The following is a 7,229-nucleotide window of genomic DNA, read 5'->3' as shown; positions in this document are numbered from 1 at the left end:
GGCCTGGAAATCGCCGAAATACTTCGTGATCGCAGCCGTCAGCGTCGTCTTGCCGTGGTCAACGTGACCGATCGTGCCGATGTTCACGTGCGGTTTGTTACGTTCAAACTTTGCCTTTGCCATGGTGGCGTCACCTTGTGCTTGGGCCCGGAACGGCCCGATTCAAACCGGGGCCAGAGCATGGCCCGACGATAACGCGCGCTCTCTATCGTCCGGCGGGGCCAAGTTCAAGCATCACTTGAGCTTGGCCAGCTTCGCCTCCTGCTCGGCGCGGTTGAACTCGGTGCGCGGGGCGTCGGGATCGGGGGTGAACCACTTGGGGTTCTTGGCCAACCATTCCTGCAACAGGCGCGCGCCCTCGCGCGACAGGTTGGCAAGCTGCTCCTCCTTGCCGCGCGCGATGCCCGATCCGATGACAGGCGCCGAATTCTCAAGCCCCTCGAAGGCGGTGATGCGGTGGGGTTCCTCGGTCAGCTTCTGCCCGGTGGCGTTGTCATAGACGTTCACGTCGAAGATCATCACCGACTTGGGGGTATAGACCACCGGCAGACCGGGCTGGGCCAGGACATAGCCGCCGATCGAGATGCCGAAGTGATAGAGCCCGTTGCCGTCATAGCGGATGAACCGGCGCTTGACCGCGGCGGCCAGTGCTTCGCTCAGCTCGTCCTCGGTGGCGTCGCGCGAAAACGGCCCCTGCTGCACGTCGATGGCCCGCACGACGACATGGCCCAGCCGGAAATCGCCCAGCGGCAGCAATTCGCCATCGGGGTCGGTATTGGCGCAGGCGGCGACCAGCATCAGAAGGCAGAGGGCCGAAAGGCGGCGGGCAATCGAAAGCATGGGCAGCTATCCTTGTCAGATCAGGGGCACGCGAACCGGCCCAGAGTTAGCGCAGGCGGCGGCGCTGTGCAATCGGTGCGCTTATCCGGGCGGCGGTGATGCGCCGCAGATCCCGCGCAGCGCCTGCCATTGCGCCGCGTCCAGGGCCGGGCGCAGGGCATCGGGCCTGGGGGCGTTGGCGGCCTTCTCGATCCGATCAAGGGTGGCGGGATGGTCCATGAAATGCGCCAGCACGCCGGGGGTTTCGCCATTGTCCCGGCGCAGCCTTTCAAAGAACACCCCCAGCGCGCCGGGGTCGATGGAAGCCTCGGCCAGCAGGGACAGCGCGTAATCGTCGGCGCCCGCCTCGGCCTCGCGGGTGTAGGTGGCGCTGATCAGGCGTTCGGTCAGGAACAGCACCGCCGCCCCGCCCGCGAAATCGCCGAACAGCAACCCCAGCACCCCCACCGACCCGGCCGAGCGCAGGGCGATTCGGGTCGGATCGCGGTGGGCCACATGGCCGATCTCGTGGGCCAGGACGCCGGCAATCTCGTCCGGGTGCTCGGCCGCTTCGATCAGGCCGCGAAACAGCACCACCTGCCCGCCCGGCAGGGCGAAGGCGTTGATCAGCGGATGATCCAGAACCTGCACCTGCAAGGGATAAGGCAGGTCCGCCCGGGCCAGCAGCCGGTCGGTCATCGCTGCCAGCGCCGCCTGCCCTGCCCCGGTCTCGCACAGGGGCAAGGGGGCGATGCCCGTGGTGTCCATGGCGTGGCGCACCTGGTCCAGGGTGGCCTCGCCCAGGGCGCGTTCGCCCTCGGGGGGCAGGAACTCGGCCAGGCGGTTGGCCAGAAGCGGCACCAGCAGGAAGACGATCAGCGCAACCGCGCCCAGCGCCGCCAGCGCCCACAGGAACAGCCGCCACAATCCGCGCGGTTTGGGCCGGCGGTGCAGGTTGGGGCAGCGGGCACGCAACAGGCGCAGGGTTTCGTCGTCTTCGACCAGCAGCCGCGCCACCGGATCGTCGGTCACGGCCAGCACCATGCGCCGCGGGTCCGCCTGATCGGGGATCGCGCGCACATCCGCCAGGGGCCAGCGCGGCGGTGTCATGCCGGTTGCGCGGATCACCAGTACGCCCGCGCCTTCGTCGATACGCAACTGCGCCGGACGCAGCCCCGCCGTCTGGCCGTCAAGGTAAAGGGCCGTGCCCGCAAAGGGCGCCGGAGCCGCGCCGATGTGGATGACCGTGCCGCTCATATGGCGGCCCCCACGTCCAGCGCCTCGGCGATTCCCTCGGCCTCTTCGAAGGCATCGCGCCCCTGCTGCGCCACCCTGGGCAGTGTCGAGGTTCCGACAAGCGTAAGCGTTTCGCCATAGTGCCGCCACAGCGGCAGCGTGATGAAGACATGGCGCAGGACTCCGAAGGTCACGAAAACCCCGAAATAGAGAACCACGCCCAGCGCGACGATGGCCCAGCCGGGCAGGACATCGCCCAGAAGCACCCTCAGCGCCTCGGACGGATAGGCCCCGTCGGTCGTTGCGCCGCTGATCACCACATAGGCCGCCAGCGACATCACCACGAAGGGCAGAACCAGCGCCAGTGACCCGCCCAACAGCCATATCCGCGCCACCCGCACCACCCGCGCCCGCGACACCAGCGACAGGCCGCCCGCGCTTTTGGCATCGGTCAGGCGGCGAAAGGCGTGAACCCGGTAATGGACCAGCCCATAGACCGCCCAGGGCAGGAAGACGATCAGCAACCAAAGGAACCGTTCGTTGTCATTGGCCAGCGCGATGGCGATGGTCAGCGCGCTGAAGATCACGCCGATCATCAGGTGTACGAAAACCTGGTACAGCATGGCCACGTTGCCCCCCTGGTGCAGGGTCAGCGTACCAAAGGTGGTGCGGTCGGTGCGGTATTTTTCCAGCCAGAATGTCATCCGCGGCCAGGCCAGCCCAAGGGTAAGGATCACCGCCAGCCAATGCCCCACCGCCCGCCAGGCATAGCCCGCCGCGCCCGGCGCCAGGCCGAACCGGATGCCGAGCCAGCGGGTGCGCGCCAGCACATAGCGCCGCGCGCGATAGGCGGCGTAGAACCACAGGGGCACCACACCGAGAAACGACAGCAGGTAGGCCACGCCGTTGGTCTGGAACAGCGAAAAGCTGGCAAAGACCAGGACCAGGTTCACGATGCCCAGATAAAAGGCCAGGAAGACCACGGCGATCAGGAAGCCCAGCAGTTTTTCCAGGGGTTCGCCCACGTATTCCACCGGGCTGCCCGCCACGCGGAATGATGACCAGTAATAGCGGCGCAGGCGGGACTTCATCCAGAAGCGGTAGACCCCCAGCGTCAGGATCGTCAGGACCGAGGCCGCGAGGGCAAGCCGGAACAACGGCCAGCGGCGCCCGACGCATTCAACGTCGCCGGTGCCCGCTGGTCCGTCCGTCATGTAAAGCGGTTGTCGCGCGGAAAGCCGCGGGGAGCCATACGCCCCGAACTTGCCCGCTTCGCCGTCCACTCGGCCAGGTCCGATTGGGTGCGGGTGCGCCCGGCCGGATCAAGCCATGTCAGGCCATCCGCCAAGTTGAAGGTGGTGGCATCCGACAGCCCGCCATCCTTGTAGCTTTGCAGCCGAACGCCCTTGCCCCGGGCCATTTCCGGCAGGTCGGCCACCGGGAAGATCAGCACCTTGCGGTTTTCGCCCACCACGGCGACGTGATCGCCCTTGATCCGGCGGCAGACGGCCGCCTGCACGCCCGGCTTCACGTTCAAGGCCTGCTTGCCGCTGCGGGTCTGGGCGATCACCTCGTCCTCGTTCACGACAAAGCCGTCACCGGCGCTCGAGGCCAGCAACAACCGGCTGCCCGGCGCGTGGATGAACAGCGCCGTGATCTCGGCCTCGTTGGGCAGATCGACGATCAGGCGCAGGGGTTCGCCCATGCCCCGCCCGCCCGGCAGGGTGCTGGCCTGGATGGTGTAGAAGCGTCCGTTGCTGCCGAACAGCAGGATCTTGTCGGTGGTTTCGGCGTGGAACATGAACCGGCCACTGTCGCCGTCCTTGAACTTCAGCTCCTTGTCCAGCGCGACATGCCCCGAAAGCGCGCGCACCCAGCCCATCTGCGAACAGACCACGGTGATCGGCTCGCGCTCGATCATTGCCTCAAGCGGGACATCCTCGACAACGCCAGCCTCGGCAAAGCGCGACAGGCGCCCGCCGCGTGGGGCCGATTTGCCGAACTGCTTGCGGGTTTCGCGCAGTTGCTCGGCGATGCGGTTCCATTGCAGGCCGGTTTCGGCCAGCAGATCCTCGATCTCGGCGCGTTCCTTCTGAAGGGCGTCGCGTTCGCGCACCAGCTCCAATTCCTCAAGCCGCCGCAGAGAGCGCAGCCGCATGTTCAGGATCGCCTCGACCTGCACATCGCTGAGATCCTTGCCGACATAGCGATGCGGCACGCCCTTGGAGGCTTCGGCACCGTCCAGCGCGGCGATGGCATCGTCCCCCGCCTCGCCGTCGGCAACGGTGCCGTGGGCGCCGATGTCGACCCCGGCCAGCGGCGAGACATAATCCGCCTCGCTGGTGGCACGGGTGATGGTGGCCTGGTGGGCCGGGGTCCAGTCTTCCCACATCATCGCGCGCTTCGGGTCGTCGTCATAGCGGATGATGTCGATCACGCGATCCAGGTTCAGGAAGGCGATGATGAAGCCTTCCAGCACCTCGAGCCGGTGATCGATCTTGCCCAGGCGGTGGCGCGACCGGCGCAGCAATACGTCGCGGCGATGATCGAGGAAGGCGCGCAGCACTTCCTTCAGGCTGCAGACCTTCGGGGTGCGCCCGTCGATCAGCACGTTCATGTTCAGCGAAAAGCGCGTTTCCAGGTCCGAGTTGCGGAACAGCGCGTTCATCAGCACATCGGCATCCACGCTGCGCGATTTCGGCTCGATCACCAGGCGGATGTCATCGGCGGATTCGTCGCGCACATCGCCGAAGATCGGGATCTTCTTGGTCTGGATCAGTTCGGCCAGCTTTTCGATCAGCTTGGACTTCTGCACCTGGTAGGGGATTTCGGTGACGACGATCTGCCACTGGCCGCGGCCCAGCTCCTCGATCTCCCATTTGCACCGCACCCGGAAGGCGCCGCGCCCTGTACGATAGGCCTCGGCGATGCTTTCCTTGGGTTCGACGATCACGCCGCCGGTGGGGAAATCAGGGCCGGGCACATATTGCAGAAGGGTGTCGTCGCGCGCATCGGGTGTCTTGATCAGGTGCAGGCAGGCGCCGATCAGTTCGTCGATGTTGTGGGGCGGAATGTTGGTGGCCATGCCCACCGCGATTCCGGACGAACCATTGGCCAGCAGGTTCGGAAAGGCCGCCGGCAGCACCACCGGTTCGGTCAGGGTGCCGTCATAGTTTTCGCGGAAATCGACGGCGTTCTCGGTCAGCCCCTCCATCAGGGCCTCGGCGGCGGCGGTCATCCGCGCCTCGGTATATCGCGAGGCGGCCGGGTTGTCGCCGTCGATGTTGCCGAAGTTGCCCTGCCCGTCCACCAGCGGATAGCGAACGTTGAAATCCTGCGCCAGGCGCGCCATCGCGTCATAGATCGCGGCATCGCCATGGGGGTGATAGTTGCCCATCACGTCGCCGGAAATCTTGGCCGATTTGCGAAAGCCCCCGCCTGGCGAAAGCTTCAGTTCGCGCATGGCGTAAAGGATGCGCCGGTGAACCGGTTTCAGACCATCCCGCGCGTCGGGCAGGGCCCGGTGCATGATCGTGCTCAGGGCATAGGTCAGGTACCGCTCGCCGATCGCACGGCGCAGCGTTTCTGTGGGGTCGGTCGGGATCGCCGGAATGTCGATGTCGTCTGTCATGGCGTGGGGATAGCCCCCGGCGCCTGCCACGACAAGCGACCGCCTGCGTTTTAGGAACTTTTGCTGGGGACAAATGTTCAGAATCTGCTAAATTGGCACAAAAGCGTGAGGGTTCGGGTATGATTAGAATGGTTTTGCTGCTGATGCTGGGCATCGGCGCAACGATGGTGATCTATGGCAACGATGCCGGATTGCCACAGGGCAGCGATGCCGGCACCCTCGCCTCCAATACCCCCGAAAGCAATGGTCCCGGCATCCTGACGCGCGTGGGCACCCTGATCGAAGGCGCCGCCCCCAGCCAGGAGCAGGGTGAACGCGTGCCGCTGAAGGATGAGCAGCGCGCGATCGAGATCGCCCTGGCCGCCACCGTGCCCGCCGACGAACCCGCCGATGCCCCCGTGCGCCGGGTGCAGATCGGCAACAGCGATGCCGACACCCCCGAAGCCGACACGCCCGAACAGGAAGGGCTGTGGTATGTCACCGGAACCACCGTGAACCTGCGCGGCGGGCCTTCAACCTCGGACGCCGTGGTGGGGCGCGTGCGCCTGGGCCAGCGCGCCGAGGTGGTCGAGGAAACCGCCGACGGCTGGTATCGCATCCGCACCGCCGACGATGGCCAGGACGGCTATATCTTCGGAAAATTCCTGAGCCCGAACCGCCCCGGGTGAACCGAAAACGTTCGATCCTGATCACCGGCTGCTCAAGCGGCATCGGTTACGACGCCGCGCTGGCCCTGCACGGGCGCGGCTGGCAGGTTTTCGCGTCGTGCCGCCAGGAGGCAGATTGCGACAGGCTGCGCGCGCTGGGGCTGGCGGCGCCGCTGATCGACTATGCCCGCCCCGAAACGCTGAGCACCGGTCTGGCCGAAGTGCTGGAGGCGACGGGCGGCACGCTTGACGCGCTTTACAACAACGGCGCCTTCGCCCTGCCCGGGGCGCTGGAGGATCTGCCGCGCGACGGGCTGCGCGCCCTGTTCGAGGTCAACCTCTTCGGCGTGCACGACCTGACGACGCGGGTGATTCCGGTGATGCGGGCGCAGGGGCACGGGCGAATCGTGAACTGTTCATCGGTGCTGGGCCTTGTCACGCTGCGCTGGCGCGGCGCCTACGTGGCCAGCAAGTTCGCGCTGGAGGGGCTGAGCGATACCCTGCGGCTGGAAATGTCCGACACCCCGATCCACGTTGTCCTGATCGAACCCGGGCCGATCACGTCGCGCATCCGGGCCAATTCGGTTCCGCATTTCGAACGCTGGATCGACTGGAAATCCTCGGCCCGGCGGGCGCAGTACGAATCCAGCCTCCTGCCCCGCCTCTATGAAAGCCGCGGCCCCGACCGGTTCGAACTGCCGCCCTCGGCCACCACCCGGGCGCTGATCCGCGCGATCGAGGCACGCCGCCCCGCCCCGCGCTATCGTGTCACAACCCCGACCAAACTGATGAACATCGCAAGGCGAATCCTGCCGACACGGGCGCTCGACTGGCTGATCCTGAAAGGGTAGCCTGCGAATATCCTGTTCGCTTTTTCCGTCCGGCCCGCTAGGTCA

7 protein-coding genes are annotated in these 7,229 nt (G+C 66.4%); 2 read left to right on the top strand and 5 right to left on the bottom strand.

Annotated features, from left to right (window positions below; all coding sequences use genetic code 11):
• The 5 genes from H7828_RS16760 to H7828_RS16740 all read right to left on the bottom strand — a co-directional run.
• On the bottom strand, nucleotides 1-123 hold a 123-nt coding region (locus H7828_RS16760; RefSeq protein ID WP_240611103.1), incomplete at its 3' end, for a GTP-binding protein.
• 111 nt (nucleotides 124-234) lie between these two features.
• Nucleotides 235-840: a hypothetical protein gene (locus H7828_RS16755; protein WP_226782206.1), complete on the bottom strand. Its 606-nt coding sequence runs from the start codon at nucleotides 838-840 to the stop codon at nucleotides 235-237.
• Between the two features lie 81 nt (nucleotides 841-921).
• Nucleotides 922-2,076 (bottom strand): M48 family metallopeptidase, encoded by a 1,155-nt coding sequence (locus H7828_RS16750; RefSeq protein WP_226782205.1) that lies wholly within the window; start codon nucleotides 2,074-2,076, stop codon nucleotides 922-924.
• Nucleotides 2,073-3,269: a DUF898 domain-containing protein gene (locus H7828_RS16745; RefSeq protein WP_226782204.1), complete on the bottom strand. Its 1,197-nt coding sequence runs from the start codon at nucleotides 3,267-3,269 to the stop codon at nucleotides 2,073-2,075. Before H7828_RS16745 ends, H7828_RS16750 begins: the two co-directional genes overlap by 4 nt.
• The gene (locus H7828_RS16740; protein WP_226782203.1) at nucleotides 3,266-5,686 is read right to left on the bottom strand and encodes a DNA topoisomerase IV subunit A; all 2,421 of its coding nucleotides are present in this window, start codon (nucleotides 5,684-5,686) and stop codon (nucleotides 3,266-3,268) included. The genes H7828_RS16745 and H7828_RS16740 overlap by 4 nt, the downstream gene beginning before the upstream one ends.
• Nucleotides 5,687-5,805: 119 nt before the next feature.
• Between H7828_RS16740 and H7828_RS16735 the strand changes: the two genes are divergently transcribed.
• Together H7828_RS16735 and H7828_RS16730 are read left to right on the top strand one after the other, a co-directional pair.
• Nucleotides 5,806-6,354 carry an SH3 domain-containing protein gene (locus tag H7828_RS16735; protein ID WP_226782202.1) on the top strand — a complete coding sequence of 183 codons (549 nt, stop codon included), beginning with the start codon at nucleotides 5,806-5,808 and terminating at the stop codon, nucleotides 6,352-6,354.
• Complete coding sequence (locus H7828_RS16730) at nucleotides 6,351-7,184, top strand: SDR family NAD(P)-dependent oxidoreductase (RefSeq protein WP_226782201.1); 834 nt, start codon at nucleotides 6,351-6,353, stop codon at nucleotides 7,182-7,184. Before H7828_RS16735 ends, H7828_RS16730 begins: the two co-directional genes overlap by 4 nt.
• Nucleotides 7,185-7,229: the final 45 nt, after the last annotated feature.

It is taken from the genome of Oceaniglobus trochenteri, from assembly GCF_020529025.1.
GTDB lineage: Bacteria > Pseudomonadota > Alphaproteobacteria > Rhodobacterales > Rhodobacteraceae > Oceaniglobus > Oceaniglobus trochenteri.
The sequence above is the reverse complement of the archived record's forward strand: the minus strand, read 5'-3'. Positions and strand labels throughout refer to the sequence as shown.